This window comes from Mesorhizobium sp. 01N446 (assembly GCF_056399285.1).
On record NZ_JBFTRA010000001.1, the window covers coordinates 1,609,321 to 1,633,178 of the forward strand.

Consider the following 23,858-nt stretch of genomic DNA (forward strand, 5'->3'; position numbering starts at 1 on the left):
CCCAGAAGCGCCTGGCGTCGAGCGGCCGCGGGATGATCACCGTGCCGTCATAGCTGCGCGAACAGCCGCTGCCGAAAAGCAGCGCCACGCCCAGCAAGAAAGGCCCTATCCGTCGATACATTAGCAACACCCCTGCGCGGGCTTATAGCGCGGCCTTGGCCCGCCCGACAACCGGACTGAATAACGCAGGAGGAGCGTGCTGGTTGCGCCGTTAAGGTTAGCGGATCGTTAATGCTTCTCGGGCACATTCCGCCGACGAACCGCGGAGGGAGGGTTCGGCCTTGATTTTCGGGGTGGGGACAGGATGGCGGAAGCGGACGAAGCAATCGGCGCGCGCGGCAAGCGCGGGCCCGGAGAGCCGGTGTATCGCGGCGACGCGCCGCCAAGCGCGGACATGGGCTCGCCCGACGCGCTTCGCCAACTGCTCGAGGCAGGCTCGGACTGGGTCTGGGAGACCGACGCCGAACTGCGGTTCTCCTGGCTTTCATCCTCCTACCAGGCGGCCACCGGTAGCGATCCGGCCGATGTGCTGGGCCGGTTCCGCTTCGATTTCCTCAACCAGGTCTTGAAGGGCAATCACAGCGCGGCGGCGCATCTTGAAGATTTGCAGGCGCGACGGCCGTTCCGCGACTTCGTCTACGAACTGAAGGGAGGCCGCCCCGACTGCCGCTGGGTGCTGACCTCAGGCTTCCCACGGTTCGACAATGAAGGAAAATTCGCCGGCTACCGCGGCATAGGCCGCAACGTCACCGCAATGGCCAGCGCCTTCGAAACCATCGAGCAAAACCCGTTGTCGGTCAACGAACCCGACCGGCATCTTGCCGATCTCGAACGGACGATGGACGCCATGCACATGGGCGTCGTGCTTCTCGATGCCAAGCTCGACACGCTGATCGTCAACAAGGCCTATCGCGAGCTGTCCAGCATTCCAGACGGGGCCGTGACCGTCGGCGCCCCGTTCAGCCGGTTGATGGAACTCAACCGCCGCAACGGCATCTATGGCGACATCGACGAACAACAGTGGCAGCGCTACTTCGCCAGCCGTATCGATGAGATTCGCGCCGGCTCGGTCGCGCCTCGCGAATTTGTCCATGCCAGCGGCAGGACGATGATGTTCTCCGTGACGGCGCTGTCCGGCGGCAAGCGGCTCTTGACCTATTATGAGGTCACCGAACTCAAGCATCGTGATGCCGAGATCGAAAACGCCAACGCCAAGATCGCCGAGACCTTCGTCAATCTGCGCACCATGGTCGACGAGATGCCGATCGGGGTTCTCGTCCTCGATGCCGATATGCGCGCCGAAGTCATCAATCGCGCCTTCTATGATTTCTGGAGGATCGATCCAGGCCGCGCCGGGATCGGCTCGGCCTTTCGCGAGCTGATGGAAGCGAGCCGCGCCATTGACCCTTACGGCGCCGATGACGTCGCCTGGCAACGTCATACCGCCGAGCGCGAAGCCGAAATCCGGGCGGGCGTCGCCGGCTCCAGACAATTGCCGCACAATGACGGGCGCACGCTTGTCGCATCGCTGGCGCCGCTGCCCGGTGGCAAGCGGCTCATCTCCTATGTCGACGTCACCGACATGAAGGGGCGTGAGACCGAGGCCCAGGACGCGCGCAAGCATCTCGCCAGCGTGCTGGAATCGCTGCCGGCCGGGGTCATCATCTACGACCGCGACGACAAGTTCGTCTTCGCCAACCGCAAGCTGCAGGACACGCTGCCGGCGCTGAAGCCCTTCTGGCAGCCCGGGTGCAGCTTCCGCGAGGCGTTGGAATTCGGTCGGTCGGTCGGCTATTTCCGCTCGAGCGGCGATGCCGGGATCGACAGGCTGTACGAGGTCGAACCCGAACGCTGGCTCGACTCCATGCTGGCGCGTTATCGCTTGCCGAATTCCTCCTATGAGCGCCTCAATGCCGATGGACGCTGGTACCAGGTCTACGACATGCGCACCGATGACGGGACGTTCATCGGTGTGCGCGTCGACATCTCCGACATCAAGAGCCGCGAGGCGGCGCTGCGCGACTCGATGCGACAGATCGATCTCTTCCGTCACGTCATGGACGAGTTGCCGGTAGCCGCCTTCATCAAGGCGCAGGACCTCAGCATCGAATTCGTCAACAAGGCCTGGTGCGCGCTGACCGGCATCGCCAAGGAAGACGTCATCGGCCGGACCGACCGTGAGCTGTTTGGCACGCAGGACGCGGAAAGCTACAGCAATGACGACACCCAGGTCGTCGTAACCGGCAAGGGCCTTGAGGTCGAGGAGCCCGTCACCCATCGCGACGGCACGGTGCGGCAGTTGATGACGCGCAAGAGCCGGCTGGTGGCGATAGACGGTTCGGTGCATCTGGTCGGTTCCAGCACCGACATCACCGACGTAAAGGCGCGCGAGAAGGCTCTGGAAGAGAGCATGCGCGAGAACGAAGTGTTCCGCAGCCTGATCGACAATGTACCGGTGTCGATCTATGCCAAGCGCTCCGATCTCAGGCAGTTCTATGTCAACAAGGGCTGGTGCGATCTGACCGGCCTCAGCAGGGAAGACGCGATCGGCAAGACTGACATAGAGATTTTCGGGGAGGACGGCGAGGCGTTCGTGGCCGGCGATCTGGCCGTGCTGCGCACCGGCGACACCCAGGAGGTCGAGGAGACGGTGYGGCTTGCCGACGGCAGCGTCAGGCATCAGTTCGCGCGCAAGGGCGCGATGATCGCGTCGGACGGTTCGCTCTACCTGATCGGATCGACCACTGACATAACGGAGCTGAAGCTGCGCGAGGCGGAGCTCAGCGAGGCGCGCCAGCGCGCCGTGCTCGCCGACCGCGCCAAGTCCGAATTCCTCGCCAATATGAGCCATGAGATCCGCACGCCGATGAACGGTGTGCTGGGCATGGSGGAACTGCTGGCCAAATCCAATCTCGATCCCAAGCAGAAGACGTTCACCGACATCATCGTCAAGTCGGGCAATGCGCTGCTGACCATCATCAACGACATCCTGGATTTCTCCAAGATCGATGCCGGCCAGATGGTGCTCGACCCGGCGCCCTTCAACCTTGCCGAGGCGATCGAGGACGTGGCGACGCTGGTGTCGACCCGCGCCAAGGAAAAGGACCTCGAGCTCATCGTGCGCGTCGAGCCGAGGCTCGAAAGCCTGTTCATCGGCGATGTCGGCCGCATCCGGCAGATCGTCACCAACCTCGTCGGCAATGCGGTCAAGTTCACCGACGAAGGCCATGTGCTGGTCGACGTGACCGGCGAGAGGGTGCCGACCGGAACCAGGCTGACGATCTCGGTCACCGACACCGGGATCGGCATCCCCGAGGAAAAACTGAAACTGGTGTTCGAAAAGTTCAGCCAGGTCGACACCTCCTCGACACGGCGGCACGAGGGCACCGGGCTTGGCCTCGCCATCACCTCACGGCTGGTGGAGCTGATGGGCGGCACCATCGGTGTCGAGAGCGCCGAGGGCAAGGGCTCGACCTTCTGGTTCACCGTGACGCTGCCCAGGGCCGGACAGCAGAACGGGCAGCGCATCATGCCGGTGGACGTGACGGGCGCGCGCGTGCTGATCGTCGACGACAATGCCGTCAACCGTGCCATCCTGACCGAGCAGATGACCTCGTGGACGTTCGATTCCTGCGCGGCCGAAAGCGGCGCGGAGGGCCTCAAGGTGCTGATCGCGGCCGCCGCCTACGGCGTGCCCGTGGATTGCGTCGTGCTCGACTACCAGATGCCCGAGATGAGCGGTGCCGAAATGGCGCGCATCGTGCGCACCACCGAAGGCCTCGCCGACACGCCTATCATCATGCTGACCTCGGTCGACCAGTCGCTCGCCAACACCAGCTACCGCGATCTCGGCATCGACGCCCAGCTGATCAAGCCGGCGCGCTCCTCGGTGCTCCTGGAGACGCTGGTGGCGACCATCCAGCGCCATCGCCACGCCACGGACAGCGACGCCGTGCAGCCGCTTGCAACCGGAAGGCCCGATGCTCCCCAGCCGCCGCTGGCGCCGGCCGAACAGCGCGCTCAACTGCAGCCGCCGCCGATTCGGCCCAGGTTGCCCGCCACTGGCGGCGACGGACACAAGCTGGACATCCTGGTGGCCGAGGACAATGAGGTGAACCAGATGGTCTTCACCCAGATCCTTGGCGAGACCGGCTACGGTTTCGAGATCGTCGGCAATGGCCGCAAGGCGCTCGAGGCTTTCAGCAAGCTCAATCCGGGCATGATCCTCATGGATGTCTCGATGCCGGAAATGAGCGGGCTCGAGGCGACCGCCGCGATCCGCCAGCTGGAGCATGAAACCGGCACGCATGTGCCGATCGTCGGCGTGACCGCGCATGCGCTCAAGGGCGATCGCGAACGCTGCCTGGAGGCGGGCATGGACGATTATCTGCCCAAGCCGATCAGTCCCAGGGCCCTCCTGGAGAAGGTCGAGCGCTGGATCGGCTCCGGCCGCCAGGTCCAGCGTAACGCGGGATAGCAGGGCGTCGTCCGGCTCCAAGGCCCGAAGGGACCAGACCGGGAGAATCAATCGCGAATAATGCTGCTACCCCTGCGTGCAATGCCTATGGTGCGATCGCACCATACCAAAGGCGGCGCCGAGCCGGGACAATAGCTAAATCGAATTCCGCCCTTGCAGTTACGGGCGGGAGCAGCGACCGCCGGCAACAAACAGCGTCAACCTACCCCAACGGACCTGTTTTTGGCGATGGCCCGGCCATGACACGCTCTGGCCTTGAGCAACGCGCTCCCGCCCGGATTTTCTTCATCCGAGAAAGCCCCGTCGAATCCGGCGGCGGCTCCGGCCGGTGGATGGCTCAAGCCCCTGATTTCGGGCGCAAACTCGGATCAGGTCACGGCCATCCGACGCCACCACCTTTTCCAGTGCCGGCGACGCGTTACCGGGCTGACACGAAACTGTCATGCGACTGTTATAATCCATCGCTATTGGCCTCAGCGGGCGCTGCTTAGGAATGGCGCCGAGAGACCATCTTCCGAACAGGAGCAGGCCACATGAGACATTTCATCCGCTCGGCGGCCGTTGCGATCGCAATGGCTACAGCGTCTACCTTCACCCTTTCCGCAGCCATCGCAGCTGACCTTTCCGGCGCGGGCTCGACCTTCATCTATCCGGTGTTCGCCAAGTGGGCCGACACCTACAAGAAGGACACCGGCATCGGCCTCAACTACCAGTCGATCGGCTCCGGCGGCGGCATCAAGCAGGTCATCGCCAAGACCGTGACCTTCGGCGCCACCGACAAGCCGATGTCCGATGCCGATCTGGAAAAGAACGGCCTCGTGCAGTTCCCGATGGTGATGGGCGGCATCGTGCCGATCGTCAACCTCCAGGGCGTGAAGCCGGGCGAACTGGTCCTCGACGGCAAGACGCTCGCCCAGATCTACCTCGGCGCCATCACCACCTGGGACGATGCCGCTATCAAGGCGCTGAACCCCAGCCTCACCCTGCCGTCGACCGCGATCGCCGTCGTGCATCGTTCGGACGGCTCGGGCACCACCTTCAACTTCACCAACTATCTGGTGAAGCTCTCGCCCGACTGGAAGGACAAGGTTGGTTCGGACACCGCCGTCGAATGGCCGACGGGCGTCGGCGCCAAGGGCAGCGAAGGCGTTGCCAACACCGTCAAGCAGACGGATGGCGGCATCGGCTACGTCGAATACGCCTATGCCAAGCAGAACAACCTGTCCTACTCCAAGATGCTGAATGCAGCCGGCAAGGTCGTCGAGCCGTCGCTGGAGTCCTTCGGCGCTGCCGCTTCGAATGCCGACTTCAAGACTGCCAAGAACTTCAACGTCATCATCACCAACGAGCCCGGCGACACCACCTGGCCGATCGCTGCCTCGACCTGGGTCCTGATCCACAAAGCTCCGGATGATGCCGCTGCCACCGGCGAAGCCCTGAAGTTCTTTGCCTGGGCCTACAAGGACGGCAAGGAAACCGCCAAGGCGCTCGACTATGTCTCGATCCCCGACAGCGTCGTCGACCTGATCAAGGCTTCTTGGAAGGCCGACATCCAGGCCGGCGGCAAGCCCGTCTACGCCGGCGAGTGATATCCTCCAAAGGAGCGCCGCGCCCGCGGCGCTCCTTTTCCTTCAACTGAAAGAGCCGAGCTTGACATGAGCGCTGTCCAGGAAGCCTTGCCAGCCGTTAGAAGTTCGCGCGACGCCACCGTTCGACGGTTCGCGCTGACCGATTCGATCTTCCACGGAATGACCCGCGCCGCTGCCATATTGGTGCTGGTCCTGCTCGGCGGCGTAGCGATCTCGCTGGTAGCCGGTTCCTGGCAAGCCCTGTCGACCTTCGGCTTCTCCTTCCTGACCAGCGAAAGCTGGAACCCGGTGACGGAGAAGTTCGGTGCGCTGGCGCCGATCTACGGCACCATCATCACCTCGGCCATCGCCATCCTGATCGCCGTGCCGCTCGGCATCGGCATCGCCATCTTTCTCACCGAGCTTTGCCCGCGCCCGCTGCGGCGCCCGATCGGCATGGCGGTGGAATTGCTGGCCGGCATCCCGTCGATCATCTACGGCATCTGGGGCCTGTTCGTGCTGGCGCCGTTCCTGCAGACGACGGTGCAGCCCTTCATCATCAGCGTGTTCCACGGCGTTCCGGGCCTCAACGGCCTGTTCGCCGGTCCCCCCTATGGTATCGGCCTGCTGACCTCGGCGATGATTCTGGCCATCATGATCCTGCCGTTCATCACCTCGATCACCAAGGACGTCTTCGATACGGTGCCGTCGGTGCTGAAGGAATCGGCCTATGGCATCGGCTGCACGACCTGGGAGGTCACGCGCCGGGTCGTCATTCCCTATACCCGCATCGGCATCATGGGCGGCGTCATGCTGGCTCTGGGCCGCGCGCTCGGCGAGACCATGGCGGTGACCTTCGTCATCGGCAACGCGCACCGCATCTCGACGTCGCTGTTCGCGCCGGCAACGACCATCTCGGCGACGATCGCCAACGAATTCACCGAAGCCGTCGGCGATCTCTACACCTCCTCGCTGGTCGCGCTCGGCCTGATCCTGTTCGTTATCACCTTCCTGATCCTTGCCATCGCACGCTACATGCTGATGCGCATCGATGCCCGCACGGGAGCCTGACCGATGTCGACAGCCGCATCGCTTCACCAAAGCCGCAAGCGCAAGAATGGCGTGATGATGACGCTGTGCGTCGTCGCGGCCGGCATCGGCCTTGCCTGGCTGGCGCTGATCCTTGGCGCCTTGCTCTACAAGGGCCTGGCCGGCGTCTCGCTCTCGGTCTTCACGGAAATGACGCCGCCGCCCGGCGATGCCGGCGGCCTGCTCAACGCGATCTACGGCAGCATCGTGATGACCATCATCGGCATCATCGTCGGCACGCCGATCGGCGTGCTGGCCGGCACCTACATGGCCGAATACGGCCGCTTCTCGAAGCTCACCACGGTGGTGCGCTTCATCAACGACATTCTTCTGTCGGCGCCGTCGATCATCATCGGACTGTTCGTCTATGAGCTGATGGTGCGGCCGATGGGGCATTTCTCGGCGATCGCCGGTGCCGTGGCACTTGCCATCCTGGTCATCCCCGTCGTCGTGCGCACCACCGAGGACATGCTCAACCTGGTGCCGAACGCCTTGCGCGAAGCCGGCACCGCGATCGGCGCGCCGCGCTGGGTGGTCATCCGCTCGGTTGCCTATCGCGCCGCGCTTTCGGGCATCGTCACCGGCATATTGCTGGCGATCGCGCGCATCTCCGGCGAGACCGCACCGCTTCTTTTCACGGCGCTGAACAACCAGTTCTGGTCGAGCAATCTAAACGCGCCGATGGCCAGCCTGCCTGTCACCATCTTCCAGTTCGCTCTCAGTCCCTATGAGGAATGGCAGCAGCTGGCCTGGACCGGCGCACTCATCATCACATTGACGGTTCTCGCGCTCAGCATCTTTGCGCGCAGCCTGACCGGACGCAGAGAGGACAAATGAGCCAGATGTTGTCTCCAGACATGACGATCGCCGCCGAGGCGGTGACCAAGGCCAAGATCGAGGTCAAGAACCTCAACTTCTACTACGGCCAGTCGAAGGCGCTGAAGGACATCACGCTGTCGCTGCCCGAGCGCAGCGTCACCGCCTTCATCGGCCCTTCGGGTTGCGGAAAGTCGACGCTGCTGCGCGTCTTCAACCGCATCTACGAGCTCTATCCCAAGCAGACCGCCGAGGGCCAGGTGCTGCTCGACGGCCAGAACATTCTCGACCGCTCGCAGGATCTCAACCTGCTGCGCACCAAGATCGGCATGGTGTTCCAGAAGCCGACACCGTTCCCGATGTCGATCTACGAGAACATCGCTTTCGGCGTCAGGCTCTATGAGAAGATCAGCAAGGCCGAAATGGACGGCCGTGTCGAGCAGGCGCTGAAGCGCGCGGCGCTGTGGACCGAGGTCAAGGACAAGCTCAACGCCAGCGGCCTCAGCCTGTCGGGCGGCCAGCAGCAGCGGCTGTGCATCGCTCGCACCGTGGCGGTGAAGCCGGAAGTCATCCTGCTCGACGAGCCGGCCTCGGCGCTCGACCCGCTGTCGACCGCCAAGATCGAGGAACTGATCGACGAGCTGCAGGCCGACTACACGATCGTCATCGTCACCCACAACATGCAGCAGGCCGCGCGCGTGTCGAAGCAGACGGCCTTCATGTATCTGGGCGAACTGGTCGAATTCGACAAAACCGAGAAGATCTTCACGTCGCCTCGCGAGAAGCGCACGCAAGACTACATCACCGGCCGCTTCGGCTGATCGCACGCATACGAGGACCAGGATCATGGCCGAACACACAGTCGCAGCCTTCGACGAGGATCTCGGACAGATCAGCAGGCTGATCAGCGACATGGGCGACCTCGCCGGCTCGATGGTCGGCGGCGCCACCAAGGCGCTGCTGAATTCCGACAATGCGCTCGCCCAGCGCGTGGTCTCCGACGACGCCATCATGGATGCGCGCCAGCGCGAGCTCGACGACCGCGCCATCACGCTGATCGCCAAGCGCCAGCCTATGGCCGACGATCTGCGTCATGTCGTCGGCTCGATCCGCATGGCCGGTGATCTCGAACGCATCGGCGACCTTGCCAAGAACATTGCCAAGCGCGTCGGCACCGTCGGCCTCAGCTCCACGCCGCGCGACCTGTCGCATTCCATCGACGCCATGGCGCAGCTGGTGCTGATCCAGGTGCAGGGCGTGATCGAGGAATATGCGGCGCGCGATGCCGCCGCACTGGCGAAGCTGCGCGCCGACGACGAACGCATCGACGTCAAATACACCTCCGTCTTCCGCGAACTGCTGACCTACATGATGGAGGATCCGCGCAACATCACGGCCTGCACGCATCTGTTGTTCTGCGCCAAGAATCTCGAACGCATCGGCGACCATGTGACCAACATCGCCGAGAACGCGTACTATGTCCTGACCGGCACGCAACTGCCCGCCAACCGTCCAAAGCAGGACGAGACGGCGATGTCGGCGCCGGCGGCCTGAGCGCAGGGGTAACCAAGCGATGATCGCACCACGCATCATGGTGGTGGAGGACGAGGAGCCGCTCGGCGTGCTCCTCCGCTACAATCTGGAATCGGAGGGTTATCAGGTCGAGGTGGTGACACGCGGCGATGAAGCCGAAATCCGCCTGCAGGAGAACGTGCCCGACCTCCTGGTGCTCGACTGGATGGTGCCGGCGGTGTCCGGCATCGAACTCTGCCGGCGCCTGCGGATGCGGCCCGAGACCGAGCGGCTGCCGATCATCATGCTGACCGCACGGGGCGAAGAAAGCGACCGTGTGCGTGGGCTGTCCACCGGCGCCGACGACTATCTGGTCAAGCCGTTCTCGACGCCGGAATTCATGGCTCGCGTCAAGGCGCTGCTGCGCCGCGCCAAGCCGGAAGTGCTGTCCAGCGTGCTCAAGGTCGGCGACATCGTGCTCGACCGCGAATCGCACCGGGTCTATCGCAAGAAGAGCGAGATCCGGCTCGGACCGACCGAATTCCGCCTGCTCGAATTCATGATGCGCCACCCCGGCCGCGTGTTCTCGCGCAGCCAACTGCTCGACAATGTCTGGGGCGAGACGATCTACATCGACGAACGCACTGTCGACGTGCATGTCGGCCGGCTGCGCAAGGCGGTCAACAATGGCCGCATGCCGGATGTCATCCGCACCATTCGCGGCGCTGGCTACGCGATCAGGGAAGATTGAAAGCGACCTGATTCAGGCGACGTTTTTCTTGGCGGCAAGGCCCGCTTTCGTTTGCACGCCCGGCGCGAAAATCTCCTGGTCGACGAAGGTCAGCGCGCGCATGGCACAGCCTTCGCGGATCAGCGGCAGCTCGTTCGGCTCGGTGTCGAAGGAGATCGATTTCGAGTGCTGGCCGCCAGCGGTCTGGGCGATCGCCTCGCGCAGTGCCGGCTCGATCAGGTCGAAGGCGGCGGCGCTGACGCCGACCATGGCGACGGGCGCGGGATCGATCAGCGCGAACAGGCTGCCGAGGCCGTAGCCAAGTGCCTCGCCGGCCTTGCGGTAGGCTTCGCGCTCGGGCCCGTCCCGTTCGCGTGCCGTGGCGGCCAATGCCCGCATCTGCGCGTCGCTGACATCGGCCACCGGCTCGGTGTCCTCGCTGAGCTGCCTGGCGTTGCGCCAGATGGCATAGTTGCCGGCATAAGCCTCGACGCAGCCACGGCGGCCGCAGCGGCAGAGCGCGCCGCCCGGCCGATGGATCATGTGGCCGAATTCGCCGCCCGAGGAATGGGTGCCGGTGAAGAGCTCGCCCTTCAGCACCAGGCCCATGCCGATGCCGTGCGACAAAAGGATGGCAATGAAGTCGTCGCGGTAGCGCTCGGGATCGCGCCAGCGCAGCGCCACGGCCATCATGTTGCAGTCGTTTTCCATGGTGGCGGGGATGCCGAACTCGGCTTCGAGTATGTCGGCGAAGGCGATGTCGGTCTGCGGCGTGATCGGCGACCAGAGCATCGCCCGGGCTTCGGTGTCGGTGATGCCCTGGATCGCCAGCGCGATGCGGGCGACGCTGCGCACATCGATGTCGGGATCCTCGAGCCGCCGTCGCACGATTGCCGTGCATTCGCCGATCAGCGCTTCGCGCGACATGGTCAGCGTGTCCAGCCGGCGCTGTTCCTCCGATATCACCTGGCCGGCATAGTCGATGACGGCGACGGAGAGGAAATTCAGCGACAGCACCACGGTCATGACAGCCGCGGCCTCCGGGTTGAGGCCAAGGCCGACCTGCGGCCTGCCGCGTTTGAGCGCGCCGGCCTCGCTCGGCTTGCCCTCGGCCAGGATGCCTTCACCGATCAGGTCGGAGGAAATCGCCGATATGGTCGAATGGCTGAGGCCGGTGGTCGCCGCGATCTCGGTGCGCGAAGGCCGGCCGGCCCGGCGCACGGCCGCGATCACCATGGCGCGGTTGCGCCGGCGCAGATCGTCGTGACGGATTCCGACCGACATGTTTTTCCATATCCTCCCGGTCGCCGCGGCTCCTCCGGTCCCTCGAATGCCGCGCGACACGGTCAAATACTGGCAGAAGCGGCCCGTCCTGTCATTTATTTATTCCGAGGCTCGAAAAAAATTCGGAAGGGCATCAAAATCCATCAGAATCGTTGTTGACAGCGTTCCGGTGTTAGACCAGTGTTTTTTCGAGGCTCGAAAAAATAGAGCCTCTGTGCCGGCCTTAGGGCCAGTTTGGTCGCGCCATACGCGGCGCAGGGAGGAATATTATGAAGAGATTCACAACCGCCATCCTGGCGGGTGTCGCCATGTCGCTGACGCTTGCGTCGGTCGCGCAGGCGAAGGACAAGGTCATCGGCGTTTCGTGGTCCAACTTCCAGGAAGAGCGCTGGAAGACCGACGAGGCCGCCATGAAGAAGGCCATCGAGGCCGCCGGCGACAAGTACATTTCCGCTGACGCGCAGTCCAATCCCGGAAAGCAGCTCACCGATGTCGAAAGCCTGATCTCGCAGGGCGCCAATTCGCTGATCATCCTGGCGCAGGATGCCTCGGCCATCGGCCCGGCCGTGCAGAAGGCGCTGGACGAAGGCATTCCGGTCGTCGGCTATGACCGCCTGATCGAGAACAAGGACGTCTTCTACCTGACCTTCGACAACAAGGAAGTCGGTCGCATGCAGGCGAGCGCGGTGTTCAAGGCCAAGCCGGAAGGCAACTATGTCTTCATCAAGGGCTCGGGCGCCGATCCGAATGCCGACTTCCTGTTCGCGGGCTCGATGGAAGTGCTGAAGGCTGCCATCGACAGCGGCAAGATCAAGAATGTCGGCGAGGCCTATACCGACGGCTGGCTGCCCGCCAACGCCCAGAAGAACATGGAGCAGTTCCTGACCGCCAACGACAACAAGGTCGACGCGGTGGTCGCGGCCAATGACGGCACCGCCGGCGGCGTCGTCGCGGCGCTGACGGCGCAGGGTCTTGCCGGCACCGTGCCGGTTTCGGGCCAGGACGGCGACCATGCCGCGCTGAACCGCATCGCGCTCGGCACCCAGACCGTGTCGGTGTGGAAGGACGCGCGCGAACTCGGCAAGAATGCCGCCGAGATCGCCTCGCAGCTGGCCGACGGCAAGAAGATGACCGACATCGCCGGTGTGAAGGACTTCACGACGCCTGGCGGCAACACCGTCAAGTCGCTGTTCCTGACCCCGGTCGCCATCACCAAGGACAATCTCAACGTCGTCATCGACGCCGGCTGGATCAAGAAGGACGAAGTCTGCGCGGGCGTCGCCGCCGGCAGCGTCGCCGCCTGCAACTAAACGGCGCAAGATTGTTCGACATCGACGCCGCGGCCCAAAAGCCGCGGCGTTTTCCCAAGGGCTTCCCGCTTCAAATGACCGCGGAAAGCAAATAGCATCCATGTTCCGGCACCCGCGCCAGACGGTAAACCGGTGGGAGGATAGCATGACCGACACGACCTCTAATCAACCGGTCGGCAGCACTGCAGCGGACAGGGCGCGTGCATCCGAACTCAGCGCCGTTGGGCGGTTCCTCAAGGCGACCGAACTCGACACGCGCATGCTCGGCATGGTCGGCGCGCTGCTGATCATCTGGGTCGGCATCCATATCCTGTCGGGCGGGCTTTTCCTGACGCCGCGCAATCTGTGGAACCTGTCGGTGCAGACCTCGTCGGTCGCGATCATGGCGACCGGTATGGTGCTGGTCATCGTCATGCGCAACATCGACCTCTCGGTCGGATCCGTCGAAGGCGTGATCGGCATGATCATGGGCGTGGCGCAGGCCGAATTCCTCATCCGCGTCGTCGGTTTCCAGCTTGGAAATCCCTGGCTCTGGATCATCGCGCTGGCCGCCGGCGTGGCGCTCGGTCTCCTGATCGGCGCATTCCAGGGCTTCATCATCGCCTATATGGAGGTTCCGGCCTTCATCGTGACGCTGGGCGGCCTGCTCGTCTGGCGCGGCATGGCATGGCTGATCACCAGCGGGCGCACGGTCGCGCCGCTCGACACAACCTTCCAGCTGATGGGCGGCGGACCACGCGGCTCGATCGGCGCCACCGCCAGCTGGATCGTCGGTGTCGTCGCCTGCGTGGCGGTCGCCTTCATGCTGCTCAACGGCAGGTCGCAGCGCAAGCGGTTCCACTTTCCGCTGCGCCCCGTCTGGGCCGAGACCTTGCTTGGCGTGGTTGCCTGCGCCGCTATCCTTGGCGCGGTCTGGATCGCAAATTCCTATCCATGGCCGATCGGCATCGTGCGCCAGTACGCCCAGCAGAACGGCATCACCGTTCCCGAAGGCGGGCTGTACATCGCGCATGGCATTGCCATACCGGTGCTGATGGCGGTGGCCGTGGGCATCATCATGACCTTCATCACCAAGCGCACGCGTTTCGGCCGCTATGTCTTTGCCATTGGCGGCAATCCGGAGGCGGCTGAACTTGCCGGCATCAACACGCGCTGGGTGACCATGAAGGTGTTCATGATCATGGGCGTGCTGGCCGCGATCAGCGCCGCGATCTCGTCGGCACGCCTTAACGCGTCGACCAATGCGCTGGGCACGCTGGACGAGCTCCTGGTCATCGCCGCCRCCGTCATCGGCGGCACGTCGCTCGCCGGCGGCGCCGGCACGGTGATGGGCGCCATGCTGGGCGCGCTTCTGATGCAGTCATTGCAGTCGGGCATGGTGCTGCTCGGCATCGACTCGCCGCTGCAGAGCATCGTCGTCGGCGCCGTGCTGGTCATCGCCGTGTGGCTCGACACCGTCTATCGCAAGCGGGTTTAGGGGGAGAAACGATCATGACCGACAAAATCGCTCCCGCAACTGCCCCAACAAATGCCGCCGCGGGCACGCCGCTGATCGACATGCGCAACATCTCGATCGCCTTCGGCGGCATCCGCGCCGTTGACGATGCCTCGATCGATCTTTTCCCCGGTGAGGTCGTGGCGCTGCTCGGCCACAACGGCGCCGGCAAATCGACGCTGATCAAGATCCTGTCCGGCGCCTACAAGCGCGATGCCGGCCAGATCTTCGTCAATGGCGAGGAGGCTTCGATCTCCAACCCGCGCGACGCCAAGAAATACGGCATCGAGACTATCTACCAGACGCTCGCTTTGGCCGACAATGTCGACGCCGCCGCCAATCTGTTCCTCGGCCGCGAGTTGATGACCGGCTGGGGCACGCTCGACGACGTTGCCATGGAGGCCGAGGCGCGCAAGGTAATGGGGCGGCTCAATCCGCGCTTCCAGCGCTTCAAGGAGCCGGTGATCAAGCTGTCGGGCGGCCAGCGGCAGTCGGTGGCGATCGCGCGCGCGATCCTGTTCAACGCCCGCATCCTGATCATGGACGAGCCGACGGCTGCCCTTGGTCCGCAGGAGACGGCGCAGGTGGGAGAACTGGTCAAGCAGCTCAAATCCGATGGCATCGGCATCTTCCTGATCAGCCACGACATCCACGATGTGTTCGAACTGGCCGATCGGGTCTGCGTGATGAAGAACGGCCAGGTCGTCGGCACTGCGCGCACCACCGATGTCACCCAGGACGAGGTGCTCGGCATGATCATCCTGGGCAAATGTCCTCCGGGCGCCATTCCGGGGCCTGGCGCGCTGAAAATCGCCGCCTGAGGCCCCGCGCCGGCGGCCCGGTATCGGCTTGACCGGCATGGCCGGTTGCCGCCCACGTGATATGCCAGTGATCGCGATGGCTTGGCCTTGCCATTGTATTGGCCTGACGACTTGCCCATAAAGGTCCGGTATTGCTCATGGGCCGCATCATCCGTTGAAGAAGCTTTTTCCAATCGTCGCGTTCATCGCTGTTGCGCTGATCAGCATGACCATGGCGGGATTCGCCTATTTCGCGACGCAGGAGGCCTCCCGCATCAAGTTCGAAGCGGCCGCCGACGATGCCCTCAACCGGATCGAGAGCCGCATCGACCTGCATCTGTCGCTGCTGCGGTCGACTCAGGCCCTGTTCGACGCCCGCAATGGCGATATCTCGCAGACAGAGTTCAAGGCGTTCTTCAACGCGCTGGATGTCGACAACAATTTCGCCGGCCTGCGCGGCATCGGGTTCCTCGGGCTGGTCAAGACGGGTGACGAGGCGGCGCTCGAACGCGACATCCTCCACGATTTTGGCGTCAGCCATCCGATCTATCCTGGAACCACGCAGCCCTGGCGCGCGCCCATCGTGCTCTTCGAGCCGCTGGATCCGTCCAACCAGGCCAGCATCGGTTATGACATGTTCAGCGAACCGGCGCGGCGCGCGGCGATCGAGCAGGCGATGGCCGATGACCAGCAGCACGCGAGCGGGCTGGTGCAGCTGGGCCAGGGCACAGGTGCCACGCAGACCTTCCCCGGCTTCCTCGTCTTCGTGCGGCTCAACGTCGAGACTGCGCCGGAGGTCATCAACGCATCGCGATCCTCGACCGCGGGCTTTCTCTACGCCGCCTTCCGGGCCCGCGACCTGTTCCAGATCGCACTCAGCCGCGCGCCGTTGCTGCCGGTCAACACCGAGATCTATGACGGCGCGGCGGACAGCGGCAATCTCTTGTTCCGGTCGGAGACGCCGCCTGCCTCGGCCTTTGGCGATCGGCTGCTCGTCACCCGCAAGATCACGGTGGCCGGCCGCCCATGGACGGTGCTGTTCCGGCCGACCAGCGCCTTCTCGCAGCCGTCGTCGCGCGCCATCCCGATGATGCTGGGGCTGTTTGGCCTGCTCGCGGCGGGCGCCATCGCACTGGTGGCGCGTTACCAGGAGCGAGCCTATGAGGCGGCGTCACGCCTGCACGAGACGACCGAAAAAAGCCTGCTCGAAAAAGACCTGATGCTGCAGGAGATGAAGCATCGCATCAAGAATTCGATCACAAGAGTGCTGGCGATAGCGCGGCAGACGGCGTCGCGGGCGACGGACGTCAACGAGTTTTCGGCGTCTTTTTCGGCCAGGCTGCAGGCGATGGCGGCGTCCCAGGACATGCTGACGCGCTCGCGCTGGCAGAAAGCCGATCTCGCCGACCTGCTGCGCATCGAGCTTGGCCAGGTGTTCGGCAAGGATCTGCCCGAGGGATTGCTGTCGGGACCGGAGGTGCTGCTCGACGAGACCACGACGCAGGCGCTCGGCCTGACCTTCCACGAGCTGGCGACCAATGCGCTGAAATATGGCGAAGCCGGCAATTCCGCCAATTCGCTCAGGAGCGACTGGGCGCTCAAGGTCGAATGGTTGGTGGAAGGGCGCGGGCGGGAACGGACGCTGGCGCTGCACTGGCTGGAGGCCGGGAAGAAAAAAGTCGAGGCGCCGGCCGAGACCGGATTCGGCACCAAGCTGATCGACCTCAACGTCACGCGCGAACTGCGCGGCACGATCAAGCGCGATTTTCAGGCCGATGGTCTGAAGGTGGAAATCAGAATTCCGCTGACAGGCTGACGGCGAACAGTCAGGCTGACAGCAATGGCACGCCCATACGTGCAAAATCCGGAGGCCGGCGGACCGGCCTCCGGATCGAAGTTTCGACTATCGCCGAATCAGTTGCAGCGTGCCGTGTAGATCCGGCCGCGATGATCGCGATACTGGCAATAGCCATTGCGCAGGTTGCGCACCAGCAGGCCGGAACCGGCACCGACGGCCGCACCGATCAGCGCGCCCTTGCCGCCGCCGACCAGACCGCCGATACCGGCGCCAATCAAGCCGCCGCCAACCACGTCCTGTTCGGTCGAGGTGCAGCCGCTGAGAGCGGCGACCGCAACCATGGCAATAATCATCTTCCGCATAGAGTCACTCCTCACTTTGTGTCCACACTTTGGTATGCTCCAGCAGCCATTTAGCACGAAATAACGGCCTTTGCTGCTCCAATTTATTGTTGGCTAAGGTAGTCTTTTTCTGGGCGTGTTGCATTCGATGCCATGACGAGGCTGGAAATGGCAAGAGAGGCGTCGAGGCTGCCGTCGGGACGCACATTCCAGACGACCTGATCGTAGTCATCCTCAAGCGCGGGATCGACAGCAAGGCATCTGGCGACGATATGCTGCGCCTGTCCCTGCACGTCGCCCATGGCAAAGGGGCGTTCGGCGGTGCATTCGTCGGCGGTTTCGAAAATGCTCACCGGTACCTGCAACTCGCGACAATCGGTCATCGAGTTGCTGCAGCCGATGACAAGCAACAATGCGGCGATGTGTTCCATGGCGACATGTCCTCTCGCCACAACAACGGCCCATTACGGTCAAAAGTTCCTGAGCGGTCGAAGGGACATGCGAATAATGCCGGCGCTGCAAGAGGTTGACGGCACGCACTCTCGCCAGCAGGGGATTTCGGTCAGGTCAGCTGGAACAGCGCGATGAGGAGAATGGTCGAGGCCGCCGCCAGGACGATGCCCCACAGCAATGTGTGACGCGGCGAGGTAAGCGGTTCCGCGGATGCTTCTGGATCATGGAATTCGCCCATCGAAACACGGGCGGCCTGTTCCAGTCTGTTCATGTCGGCGACCGTCAAGCATTCCTCCCACACCGTACCGCGACTTGGCGGATTGCAGCGGTATCTGGGTAAAACAGCATCCGCTCCTATGGTGAACAGCCGGTTAAGGATCTTTGCTTGCAGCCGGAGCCGGATGATGTCAGGCGGGATCCACCTAAGATATGAATCCGCCTCTAAATCAGAGGGATAGCTGCTCACTGCGTCTCGAAATTGCTGTGCGGGACGACAAGACGGTATTCGAGGCGGCCGTCCGCGATGTCGAGGCTTGCGGTTCCGCTCAGGGAGGCCGGCACCACCCGCTCGAGCGCGACGCTGCCGAAACGCTTTTGACTCCCCCGGCCGCCATTGGTTCCAACGGCTTCGGCCCATGTCAGCGACAGGGCAACCTCGCCAGTGGCGGCGGCGTTGAGATTGGCGGTCACTTCGACGAATCCATCCGGCCGGGACAGGGCGCCATAGCTGACTGAGTTGACGGCAAGCTCATGCATCGCCAGGCCGATATGCAGCGCGGCATTGGGATTGAGATAGGGGTTGGCGCCCCGCAGACGAAGGCTGTGCGATGTGTTCGTCCCATAGCGGCCGACCTGGCTCGTCACCAGTTCATGAAGGGCCGCACCTCGCCAGTTGGAGGATGTCACCAGATCCTGCGAGGAGGAGAGCGACTGCAGCCGGCCCCGAAAGCGCGTGAGGAAGTCGCCGATGCCGTCTGAGTAGCGGCCAGTCTGGGTCGCGATGCTCTGAATGATCGCCAGGAGATTCTTCGAGCGGTGGCTGACCTCGCGAAGCAATGATGTCAGCGTCTGTTCACGCCGCTTCTGCTCCGTCGTTTCTACCATGGTGGTGACGACACCTTGCACGTCGCCGGCGTCGCCACGGTCGGCATCGATCCAAACCTGAAACCAGCGGACGCCGTTTTCGACAGGAACACTGATCTCAAGGCGCTCTGGGTTGCCTGTGGCGACCACATCGCGCTTGGCGGTGCTGATGCGGTCGGCCTGCGCCGTCGGCAGGATGCCATTGCCGTCGGAGTTGTCCGAAATCCAGGGCGCGCGCATGTTGCGGGCCCAGACGGTTTTCATCTCGCGATCCTGATAGAGGACGGAAATGCCGGCATTGTGCAGCGCGTGGAGAAGAGCCCGGCCTAGCTGCATGCCATTTTCCGCCGGATGCAGGGCGATGACTTCCTCGCTCCGTGCGCCGTCCGTCCTATCTGCAGTCTTGGAACGCATCGGTTGATCTGTCCACCCAACTCAGGCTGAACGGCTCACTGCGAAATGGGTTCCCAATGAAATTTCCGCGGAATCCGTCCCCTAAAACGGTCCGCCGGACGGTGTCTGTTTGAAGGACACCGTCCGGCGGTGGCTGGAAACCGTTTGAGGGGTGCGGCTTCCAGTGTTCGCTCAAGTAGGATTCGCCCTCACGCCCGTTTGAACAGGCCGGCCAGCAGCGAAATGACCAGGAAGGCGAGAAAGATGAAGAACAATATCTGCGCGATGCCAGCGGATGTGCCGGCGATGCCGCCGAAACCAAGCGCGCCGGCAATGATCGCCACGACGAGAAATACGAGCGCCCAGTAAAGCATGGTTCATCTCCTTCCGAATGCTGCAGGGAAAACGTGGGTGGGTGCGGTTTGTTCCACCCTTTGCCGAAAAAGGCGATGCTTGCAAACCGTTAGAGGCAAAGCGCCTCAAAATTCGCGACGGATGGCTCCGGTTGCCAAAAGGCCGCCCGGCGCATTGCATCGGGGCGGCCTTTGGGTTCGGCCTTTCAGGCTGGAAAGGCAGCAGCCCTACGCGGCGGCCTTGGCCTGACGGTCGAAGAACAGCGCCTGGCTGATCAGTGCCTTGACCATGTCGGGATTGAACGGCTTGGTCACCAGGAAGGCCGGTTCAGGGCGTTCGCCGGTCAGGAGGCGTTCGGGAAAAGCAGTGATGAAGATTACCGGCACCGAAGTTGACGACAGGATCTCGTTGACCGCCTCGATGCCCGAACTTCCGTCGGCGAGCTGGATGTCGGCCAGCACCATCTTGGGTCGCGTCTTGCCGAACATCGTCACCGCTTCGGCGTGCGTGCGCGCCGTTCCAACGACACGATGACCGAGGCTCTCGACCATCTCCTCTATGTCCATGGCGATCAGCGGTTCGTCCTCGATGATGAGCACATCGGTCGCCACCTGGCGGGAAATCTCGTTGCTTGCCTGGGCAAGCAGCTCGGAGAACTGCTGGTCGCCGACGTCGAGGATCTCGGCCGCCTCATCCTCGCTGAAACCTTCGACGGCAACCAGCAGGAAGGCTTGGCGCGGCAGCGGCGCGATGGCGTTGAGATTGGCGGCGGCGCGCTGTTCCCACGCCGATTGAGCCTGCTCCTGCGGCACGCGGATGGCAACGGACGTGAAGAGTTTGGCGAAAACCTTGTAGAGGGCGATACGGTCGCTCGATGCCTCGGGGAAGATGTCGACATCGGCGATGATGGCCTCAAGCATCGCAGCGACCAGCGCGTCGCCGCTCTCTTGCGATCCCGAGACAGCGCGCGAGAAGCGGCGCAGGAACGGCAGGTGCGGTGCGATGGTGGCGGATAAACTCATGATAAGACGTCTCCCTCAGTATGACGCGATTGCTTGGTTACAGGTCAAGCTGATTGCAAGCCCCGCTAATACAACGCGGGTTTTCTCAGAAAGTTCCAGCCGATATGGAACGAAAAGGCGGGAACGGCGTTTGATGTGGGGATGGGCAACCAGACGAGGGTGCCGCTTGCCTTGTGTTGAGTTGAGTCAGAGCGGCCTAGTGCTGGGAATATAAGGGCGAAATGAAGGACATGACGAAAGATATTTTGGCTGGCGCCGAGGGCAGGCGCCGGAACGGTGTCGGCGACCCGCTCGGGCCGAACTCCGAAATCGGACGCAAACTCAAACAATATTATGACGAGCTGGTCTCCGACGATGTGCCGGATCGCTTTTCCCAACTGCTCAGCCAGTTGGAACAGGCCGAACCCGCACAGAAGAAGGACTGAGCCATGGCAGCGGTCTCCCAAGGCTTCAAGACCGATCTGCTTGGGGCAATCCCGAGCTTGCGGGCCTTTGCCGTGTCGTTGACGCAGAATGCCGACAAGGCCGACGACCTCGTTCAGGAGACACTGGTCAAGGCCTGGGACAAGCATGAGAGCTTCCAGCCCGGCACCAACCTCAAGGCATGGCTTTTCACCATCCTGCGCAATGAGTTCTATTCGCAGATGCGCAAACGCGGCCGCGAGGTGCAGGACAGCGACGGCATCATGACGGCGAGGCTCGCGGTGCATCCGGCCCAGCACGGCCAGCTCGATCTCAAGGATTTTCGTGGCGCTCTCGAGCAGTTGCCGGAAGACCAGCGCGAGGCCATCATTCTCATCGGCGCATCGGGCTTCTCCTATGAAGAAGCCGCCGAAATCTGCGGTTGCGCGGTCGGAACGATCAAGAGCCGCGTCAGCAGGGCGCGTACACGCCTGCAGGAGATTCTCAAGATTTCCGGCGAGGACGAATATGGTCCCGATGCGATCTCGGCCCAGGTGACGGGGACAGCGGCGCATTGACGTGGAATCCGGGTACCTGACTCGGATCGATCTCAGTTCACCCCGGAGAGCCGCGTCCATAGGCCATCGCCACCGCTTCGACGAGATCCTCGCCTGAATAGGGTTTGGTGACCAGCCTCACGCCTGGAAAGGATGCCTTGATCTCGTCCGCATCGGAATAGCCGGAGGCGAACACGAAAGGCACGCCTGTTTCACGCAGGCCGGCGGCGAATTCGAGCGTCGAGGTGCCGCCCAGCATCAGATCGACGATGGCCGCGTCGAATTGCGTTGCGACCTTTCCGCCATCGATCTCGGCCAGGTCGCGGGCAACCACCACCTCGCCGGCCCCGTGGTCGCGGCAGAGCTGCTCGACATCCATGGCGATGAGGAATTCGTCCTCCAGGACAAGAATTCGCAATCCGTCAAGCAAATGGGGCACGGGCAATCGCTCCTTGAAACGCCGGGAGTCATGATCGCAATTCGGCGCGCTGTCATTTAAAAAAGACATGCCTTCTACTCCGGAACTCCCGACCCGGCAAAACGTTTAAAAATGCCTGCTGACCGGCAGGCTTTCGAAGAGGGGTCGAAATGCCAGGCCAGAATAGGCGCGCCTTATCCAGCCGACAGCATCCTTGCGAGAATTGTCCTTTGCGGCCATTGCCGGTTTTCAGAGAGTTCGAAAAGCAGGAACTGGCCTTCATCAGCACCTTCAAGAAGGGGGAACTGGCGGTCGACAAGGGCGCCACGGTCCTTGTGGAAGGCAGCCACAGCGCCCATCTCTACACGGTGCTGTCCGGCTGGGCTTTCCGCTACAAGCTGTTGCCGGACGGCCGCCGGCAGATCCTCAACTATCTCATGCCTGGCGATCTCATCGGCCTGCAAGGCAGCGTCATGGGGGAAATGCAGCATTCCGTCGAAGCCCTGTCGCCAATGCTGCTTTGCGTCTTCGAGCGCGACAGTCTGCACGAGCTCTACCGCAACCATCCGGGTCTCGCCTATGACATCACCTGGATCGCGTCGCGCGAAGAACGCATGCTGGACGAGAACCTGCTCAGTGTCGGCCGCCGCAGCGCGATCGAGCGCGCCGCCTATCTGATTGCCTTCATCGGCAGCCGCGCCAAGGTCGTGGGGCTGAACGGCAAGCAATCGATCCAGATTCCGATCACGCAACAACATATCGCCGACACGCTTGGCCTTTCGCTGGTTCATACCAACAAGACGATCCGCAAACTGATGGACCGCAAGCTGGTCCTCTGGCGGGATGGTGGTTGCGAGGTTGTCGATGCGGAAGGCCTCAAGCAACTCGCCGGCTGGGAAGGGCTGGGCGAGGGACGTCGCCCCCTGATCTGACGAAAGCGCCTCTCGACATAGGCGATTGGTGCGCGCGTACGTGTTTTCGGCTATCTCTTTGTTTTGACGCAACTCCCAAGGGAAAGTGCTACCCACTTTCCCGGGAAAACCGTTTCACACTTCTCCTGGAGTTGCTCTAGTTTGTCCCGATGCCGGAACCTTGAGACGCAAGGCGCGTTTGAAATCGAGCAATCACAAGGAGTTAAGCAATGGCAACCGCCGCAGGAAAGACCGCCAACGACGCGCGGGCGAATTCGGACCTCGAAGCCGACATCAGGCAGCTGAAGGCCGATATCGACAAGCTCACCAAGCAGTTGGCCAAGACCGGTGAACATGGCTATGGCACTGCCCGCCGCGCGGCCACCGAGGGCGTCGAGCAATTGCGCGCACAGGGCGAAGCCGCGTTTGACAGTCTGCGCGGCAGCGCCAAGGACATCGAGGCGCAGTTGCTGGCGAATGTCCGCGAGAAGCCGGTGACGTCGCTGGCCATCGCCGCCGGCGTCGGCTTCCTCTTCGCGCTGCTCGCGCGTCGCTAGTTCCGCCCAGATGGGACTGTTGGCATCCCTGCTCTCGGGTTTCGCCTCGGGTGAAACCGCGGCCGCCATACGTCGCGCACGTACGGCGGCCATCATCTATGCGATTGCCGCTTTGGCGGCATTCTGCGGTCTCGGCTTCCTGGTCGGGGCAGCCTATATCTGGGCCGCGGCCCGCTATGGATCGTTCGCGACAGCACTTGGTTTCGGTGTCGGTTTCCTGGTGATCGCCGGTCTCGTTCTTCTGATCCATCGGTTGATGTCCGGTGCCCGTGCCCGCCGCGAGGCAAGGCGGCGCAGCGCCGACATGAAGGCGCTCGGCATCACGGCCGCGCTCGCCGTGCTGCCGACCTTGCTCAAGGGAAAAGGTGGCCTCGGTGTCATTCTGGGGCCGGCCTTGGCGCTCGCCGCCTATGCCATCTACCGCGAGAATGTGAAGCCCGACGATCCGGATGCCGGCGAGGGGAAATAGCCCCGGCGCCCCCGCCCTG

Annotated in this window: 24 protein-coding genes; 16 read left to right on the forward strand and 8 right to left on the reverse strand. The window is 63.2% G+C overall.

What is annotated here, in order from left to right; genetic code table 11:
* Positions 1–304: 304 nt before the first annotated feature.
* The 7 genes from AC1DPX_RS07825 (at position 305) to phoB (ending at position 10,213) form a co-directional block, all read left to right on the forward strand.
* The gene (locus tag AC1DPX_RS07825; RefSeq protein ID WP_477235618.1) at positions 305–4,477 is read left to right on the forward strand and encodes a response regulator; all 4,173 of its coding nucleotides are present in this window, start codon (positions 305–307) and stop codon (positions 4,475–4,477) included.
* A 533-nt stretch (positions 4,478–5,010) separates the two neighbouring features.
* On the forward strand, positions 5,011–6,066 hold the full coding sequence (pstS, locus tag AC1DPX_RS07830) for a phosphate ABC transporter substrate-binding protein PstS (protein ID WP_202357557.1): 1,056 nt from the start codon (positions 5,011–5,013) through the stop codon (positions 6,064–6,066).
* Positions 6,067–6,132: 66 nt separating this feature from the next.
* The gene (gene pstC / locus AC1DPX_RS07835) at positions 6,133–7,116 is read left to right on the forward strand and encodes a phosphate ABC transporter permease subunit PstC (RefSeq protein ID WP_202357558.1); all 984 of its coding nucleotides are present in this window, start codon (positions 6,133–6,135) and stop codon (positions 7,114–7,116) included.
* Positions 7,117–7,119: 3 nt separating this feature from the next.
* Positions 7,120–7,971 carry a phosphate ABC transporter permease PstA gene (gene pstA, locus AC1DPX_RS07840; protein ID WP_095201300.1) on the forward strand — a complete coding sequence of 284 codons (852 nt, stop codon included), beginning with the start codon at positions 7,120–7,122 and terminating at the stop codon, positions 7,969–7,971.
* The gene (gene pstB / locus AC1DPX_RS07845) at positions 7,968–8,771 is read left to right on the forward strand and encodes a phosphate ABC transporter ATP-binding protein PstB (protein ID WP_202357559.1); all 804 of its coding nucleotides are present in this window, start codon (positions 7,968–7,970) and stop codon (positions 8,769–8,771) included. The genes pstA and pstB overlap by 4 nt, the downstream gene beginning before the upstream one ends.
* Positions 8,772–8,796: 25 nt before the next feature.
* A complete protein-coding gene (gene phoU, locus AC1DPX_RS07850; protein WP_202357560.1) occupies positions 8,797–9,504 on the forward strand; it encodes a phosphate signaling complex protein PhoU in 708 nt (235 codons plus the stop codon).
* Between the two features lie 19 nt (positions 9,505–9,523).
* Entirely contained in the window at positions 9,524–10,213 is a 690-nt protein-coding gene (phoB, locus tag AC1DPX_RS07855; protein ID WP_010911896.1) for a phosphate regulon transcriptional regulator PhoB, read from the forward strand.
* A 12-nt stretch (positions 10,214–10,225) separates the two neighbouring features.
* On the opposite strand, the gene AC1DPX_RS07860 is transcribed toward phoB, so the two are convergent.
* Complete coding sequence (locus AC1DPX_RS07860; protein WP_477235620.1) at positions 10,226–11,476, reverse strand: ROK family protein; 1,251 nt, start codon at positions 11,474–11,476, stop codon at positions 10,226–10,228.
* A 269-nt stretch (positions 11,477–11,745) separates the two neighbouring features.
* Here AC1DPX_RS07860 and xylF point away from each other — a divergent pair, with 269 nt between their 5' ends.
* The 4 genes from xylF to AC1DPX_RS07880 all read left to right on the forward strand — a co-directional run bounded on the left by xylF (position 11,746) and on the right by AC1DPX_RS07880 (position 16,897).
* Positions 11,746–12,786 (forward strand): D-xylose ABC transporter substrate-binding protein, encoded by a 1,041-nt coding sequence (xylF, locus tag AC1DPX_RS07865; RefSeq protein ID WP_477235622.1) that lies wholly within the window; start codon positions 11,746–11,748, stop codon positions 12,784–12,786.
* 145 nt (positions 12,787–12,931) lie between these two features.
* Complete coding sequence (locus AC1DPX_RS07870) at positions 12,932–14,263, forward strand: sugar ABC transporter permease (protein ID WP_477235624.1); 1,332 nt, start codon at positions 12,932–12,934, stop codon at positions 14,261–14,263.
* A gap of 14 nt (positions 14,264–14,277) precedes the next feature.
* A complete protein-coding gene (locus tag AC1DPX_RS07875; RefSeq protein ID WP_202357564.1) occupies positions 14,278–15,102 on the forward strand; it encodes an ATP-binding cassette domain-containing protein in 825 nt (274 codons plus the stop codon).
* Positions 15,103–15,256: 154 nt separating this feature from the next.
* Entirely contained in the window at positions 15,257–16,897 is a 1,641-nt protein-coding gene (locus AC1DPX_RS07880; protein ID WP_477235626.1) for a CHASE domain-containing protein, read from the forward strand.
* 98 nt (positions 16,898–16,995) lie between these two features.
* On the opposite strand, the gene AC1DPX_RS07885 is transcribed toward AC1DPX_RS07880, so the two are convergent.
* The 6 genes from AC1DPX_RS07885 to AC1DPX_RS07910 form a co-directional block, all read right to left on the reverse strand.
* Positions 16,996–17,241: a YMGG-like glycine zipper-containing protein gene (locus AC1DPX_RS07885; RefSeq protein WP_019861598.1), complete on the reverse strand. Its 246-nt coding sequence runs from the start codon at positions 17,239–17,241 to the stop codon at positions 16,996–16,998.
* Positions 17,242–17,324: 83 nt separating this feature from the next.
* Positions 17,325–17,651 carry a hypothetical protein gene (locus AC1DPX_RS07890; protein WP_202357566.1) on the reverse strand — a complete coding sequence of 109 codons (327 nt, stop codon included), beginning with the start codon at positions 17,649–17,651 and terminating at the stop codon, positions 17,325–17,327.
* Between the two features lie 131 nt (positions 17,652–17,782).
* Positions 17,783–17,959: a hypothetical protein gene (locus tag AC1DPX_RS07895; protein WP_477235628.1), complete on the reverse strand. Its 177-nt coding sequence runs from the start codon at positions 17,957–17,959 to the stop codon at positions 17,783–17,785.
* Positions 17,960–18,135: 176 nt separating this feature from the next.
* Positions 18,136–19,170, reverse strand: coding sequence for a sensor histidine kinase (locus AC1DPX_RS07900; protein ID WP_477235630.1), 1,035 nt, complete (start codon positions 19,168–19,170; stop codon positions 18,136–18,138).
* Positions 19,171–19,358: 188 nt separating this feature from the next.
* On the reverse strand, positions 19,359–19,523 hold the full coding sequence (locus tag AC1DPX_RS07905) for a DUF1328 domain-containing protein (protein WP_027031438.1): 165 nt from the start codon (positions 19,521–19,523) through the stop codon (positions 19,359–19,361).
* A gap of 207 nt (positions 19,524–19,730) precedes the next feature.
* The gene (locus AC1DPX_RS07910; protein ID WP_064990804.1) at positions 19,731–20,525 is read right to left on the reverse strand and encodes a response regulator; all 795 of its coding nucleotides are present in this window, start codon (positions 20,523–20,525) and stop codon (positions 19,731–19,733) included.
* A 221-nt stretch (positions 20,526–20,746) separates the two neighbouring features.
* Between AC1DPX_RS07910 and AC1DPX_RS07915 the strand changes: the two genes are divergently transcribed.
* Both AC1DPX_RS07915 and AC1DPX_RS07920 read left to right on the forward strand, forming a co-directional pair.
* Positions 20,747–20,950: a NepR family anti-sigma factor gene (locus AC1DPX_RS07915; RefSeq protein WP_202357569.1), complete on the forward strand. Its 204-nt coding sequence runs from the start codon at positions 20,747–20,749 to the stop codon at positions 20,948–20,950.
* Between the two features lie 3 nt (positions 20,951–20,953).
* The gene (locus tag AC1DPX_RS07920; protein WP_010911883.1) at positions 20,954–21,505 is read left to right on the forward strand and encodes an RNA polymerase sigma factor; all 552 of its coding nucleotides are present in this window, start codon (positions 20,954–20,956) and stop codon (positions 21,503–21,505) included.
* Between the two features lie 37 nt (positions 21,506–21,542).
* Here AC1DPX_RS07920 and AC1DPX_RS07925 read toward each other — a convergent pair whose 3' ends face one another.
* On the reverse strand, positions 21,543–21,992 hold the full coding sequence (locus tag AC1DPX_RS07925; protein ID WP_477235632.1) for a response regulator: 450 nt from the start codon (positions 21,990–21,992) through the stop codon (positions 21,543–21,545).
* 80 nt (positions 21,993–22,072) lie between these two features.
* Between AC1DPX_RS07925 and AC1DPX_RS07930 the strand changes: the two genes are divergently transcribed.
* From AC1DPX_RS07930 to AC1DPX_RS07940, 3 genes are all read left to right on the forward strand, one after another.
* Positions 22,073–22,834 (forward strand): Crp/Fnr family transcriptional regulator, encoded by a 762-nt coding sequence (locus tag AC1DPX_RS07930; protein ID WP_477235633.1) that lies wholly within the window; start codon positions 22,073–22,075, stop codon positions 22,832–22,834.
* Between the two features lie 209 nt (positions 22,835–23,043).
* Complete coding sequence (locus AC1DPX_RS07935; protein WP_202357571.1) at positions 23,044–23,370, forward strand: ElaB/YgaM/YqjD family protein; 327 nt, start codon at positions 23,044–23,046, stop codon at positions 23,368–23,370.
* 10 nt (positions 23,371–23,380) lie between these two features.
* Positions 23,381–23,839 carry a hypothetical protein gene (locus AC1DPX_RS07940; protein WP_477235634.1) on the forward strand — a complete coding sequence of 153 codons (459 nt, stop codon included), beginning with the start codon at positions 23,381–23,383 and terminating at the stop codon, positions 23,837–23,839.
* The last annotated feature ends 19 nt before the right edge of the window (positions 23,840–23,858 follow it).

What these genes read in the sequence shown, in the direction of transcription:
- pstS (WP_202357557.1), top strand. Translation starts at nt 5,011, where the DNA reads ATGAGACATTTCATCCGCTCGGCGGCCGTTGCGATCGCAATGGCTACA.
- pstC (WP_202357558.1), top strand. Translation starts at nt 6,133, where the DNA reads ATGAGCGCTGTCCAGGAAGCCTTGCCAGCCGTTAGAAGTTCGCGCGAC.
- pstA (WP_095201300.1), top strand. Translation starts at nt 7,120, where the DNA reads ATGTCGACAGCCGCATCGCTTCACCAAAGCCGCAAGCGCAAGAATGGC.
- pstB (WP_202357559.1), top strand. Translation starts at nt 7,968, where the DNA reads ATGAGCCAGATGTTGTCTCCAGACATGACGATCGCCGCCGAGGCGGTG.
- phoU (WP_202357560.1), top strand. Translation starts at nt 8,797, where the DNA reads ATGGCCGAACACACAGTCGCAGCCTTCGACGAGGATCTCGGACAGATC.
- phoB (WP_010911896.1), top strand. Translation starts at nt 9,524, where the DNA reads ATGATCGCACCACGCATCATGGTGGTGGAGGACGAGGAGCCGCTCGGC.
- AC1DPX_RS07860 (WP_477235620.1), bottom strand. Translation starts at nt 11,476, where the DNA reads ATGTCGGTCGGAATCCGTCACGACGATCTGCGCCGGCGCAACCGCGCC.
- xylF (WP_477235622.1), top strand. Translation starts at nt 11,746, where the DNA reads ATGAAGAGATTCACAACCGCCATCCTGGCGGGTGTCGCCATGTCGCTG.
- AC1DPX_RS07875 (WP_202357564.1), top strand. Translation starts at nt 14,278, where the DNA reads ATGACCGACAAAATCGCTCCCGCAACTGCCCCAACAAATGCCGCCGCG.
- AC1DPX_RS07885 (WP_019861598.1), bottom strand. Translation starts at nt 17,241, where the DNA reads ATGCGGAAGATGATTATTGCCATGGTTGCGGTCGCCGCTCTCAGCGGC.
- AC1DPX_RS07890 (WP_202357566.1), bottom strand. Translation starts at nt 17,651, where the DNA reads ATGGAACACATCGCCGCATTGTTGCTTGTCATCGGCTGCAGCAACTCG.
- AC1DPX_RS07900 (WP_477235630.1), bottom strand. Translation starts at nt 19,170, where the DNA reads ATGCGTTCCAAGACTGCAGATAGGACGGACGGCGCACGGAGCGAGGAA.
- AC1DPX_RS07905 (WP_027031438.1), bottom strand. Translation starts at nt 19,523, where the DNA reads ATGCTTTACTGGGCGCTCGTATTTCTCGTCGTGGCGATCATTGCCGGC.
- AC1DPX_RS07910 (WP_064990804.1), bottom strand. Translation starts at nt 20,525, where the DNA reads ATGAGTTTATCCGCCACCATCGCACCGCACCTGCCGTTCCTGCGCCGC.
- AC1DPX_RS07915 (WP_202357569.1), top strand. Translation starts at nt 20,747, where the DNA reads ATGAAGGACATGACGAAAGATATTTTGGCTGGCGCCGAGGGCAGGCGC.
- AC1DPX_RS07920 (WP_010911883.1), top strand. Translation starts at nt 20,954, where the DNA reads ATGGCAGCGGTCTCCCAAGGCTTCAAGACCGATCTGCTTGGGGCAATC.
- AC1DPX_RS07925 (WP_477235632.1), bottom strand. Translation starts at nt 21,992, where the DNA reads ATGTCTTTTTTAAATGACAGCGCGCCGAATTGCGATCATGACTCCCGG.
- AC1DPX_RS07930 (WP_477235633.1), top strand. Translation starts at nt 22,073, where the DNA reads ATGCCAGGCCAGAATAGGCGCGCCTTATCCAGCCGACAGCATCCTTGC.
- AC1DPX_RS07935 (WP_202357571.1), top strand. Translation starts at nt 23,044, where the DNA reads ATGGCAACCGCCGCAGGAAAGACCGCCAACGACGCGCGGGCGAATTCG.
- AC1DPX_RS07940 (WP_477235634.1), top strand. Translation starts at nt 23,381, where the DNA reads ATGGGACTGTTGGCATCCCTGCTCTCGGGTTTCGCCTCGGGTGAAACC.